General features: G+C 42.7%; 1 protein-coding gene. It reads left to right on the top strand.

Annotated features, from left to right (window positions below; translation table 11 throughout):
• The first annotated feature begins 35 nt into the window (after positions 1–35).
• Positions 36–1,259 (top strand): IS4 family transposase, encoded by a 1,224-nt coding sequence (locus EJP82_RS27790; protein WP_425464377.1) that lies wholly within the window; start codon positions 36–38, stop codon positions 1,257–1,259.
• Positions 1,260–1,343: the final 84 nt, after the last annotated feature.

Here is a 1,343-nt window from a genome sequence, read left to right as displayed (position 1 = left end):
TTACCCGAAAGAAAAAGCTACCCTTTGAAACGGTTATGCAACTCTTGATCTCCATGGGTGGGAACAGCATGTATAAGGAACTCTTAGAATCGCAAGGCTATGACGTAAACACCGCGACCACTTCTGCTTTTGTCCAGCAGAGAAATAAAATCCTGCCTTCAGCTCTGGAATTCTTGTTTCACAAATTTACGCAAACCTATACGGATATCAAGCACTACCGAGGGTATCGATTACTTGCTGTTGACGGTTCCGATTTGCATATCGCAACAGACTCTGCGGATACGGACACCTATTTTCAAAGTCAGCCGAACACGAAAGGCTATAACCTTCTGCATTTGAATGCAGCCTATGATTTGTGCAGCAGACTTTACGTGGATGCCATTGTTCAGCCACGAAGGTTGTGTAACGAGAGAAGAGCACTAGCAGATATGGTTGACCGTTCCTCCATTAAAGACAAAACCATTGTTACTGCCGATAGAGGTTATGAAAGTTACAACAATTTTGCGCATATTGAACGCAAAGGGTGGAACTATGTTATTCGGGTAAAGGATTTAGATTCTAATGGTATTCTTTCAGGCTTGCGTTTGCCCTCTGGTGGAACGTTTGATATGGACGTTTATCTGACACTCACCAAAAAGCAAACCAAAGAGGTCAAGGCTCATCCCGAAATCNAACAAACCAAAGAGATCAAGGCTCATCCCGAAATTTACAAGTTCGTCCCTTCCACGTCTACTTTTGATTTTTTGGATTTGCATGAGAACTTGTTTTATCCCATTTTTTTTCGGGTTGTTCGTTTCGTCCTGCCGAGTGGCGCTTATGAAACCGTCATTACGAATCTTTCTAGCACTGATTTCCCACCCGATGAACTCAGGTCTATTTATAACATGCGATGGGGTATAGAAACCTCTTTCAGGGCATTAAAATACACAGTCGGTCTGACGAGTTTTCACGCAAAGAAGCGAGAGTCCATCACCCAAGAGATTTTCGCAAGAATGATCATGTACAATTTCACTGAAATGATTACCTCGCACGTAGTCATTTCTCAAATGAATAAACGGCATCAATACCAAGTCAACTTCACGGTCGCCGTTCACGTTTGTAGACATTTCCTGCACTCAAGAGACAATGGATCCCCGCCCGATGTTGAAGGACTGATTCGCAAAAACATTTTGCCGATTCGACCCATTCGCCCAGGGCAGAAGAATACGCGCAAAATTCGCTATAAATCAGCTGTTAGCTTCGTTTACAGAGTAGCATAATTCGTTTCACATGAACATTTTTTAAGCGGGTATTTCATCCGCTTTGTTTGCTGTACGCTTTTTTTCTTGCTTGCGCAAAAAAAA

Source organism: Paenibacillus anaericanus (genome assembly GCF_003994475.1).
Taxonomy (GTDB): domain Bacteria; phylum Bacillota; class Bacilli; order Paenibacillales; family Paenibacillaceae; genus Fontibacillus; species Fontibacillus anaericanus.
The sequence above is the reverse complement of the archived record's forward strand: the minus strand, read 5'-3'. Positions and strand labels throughout refer to the sequence as shown.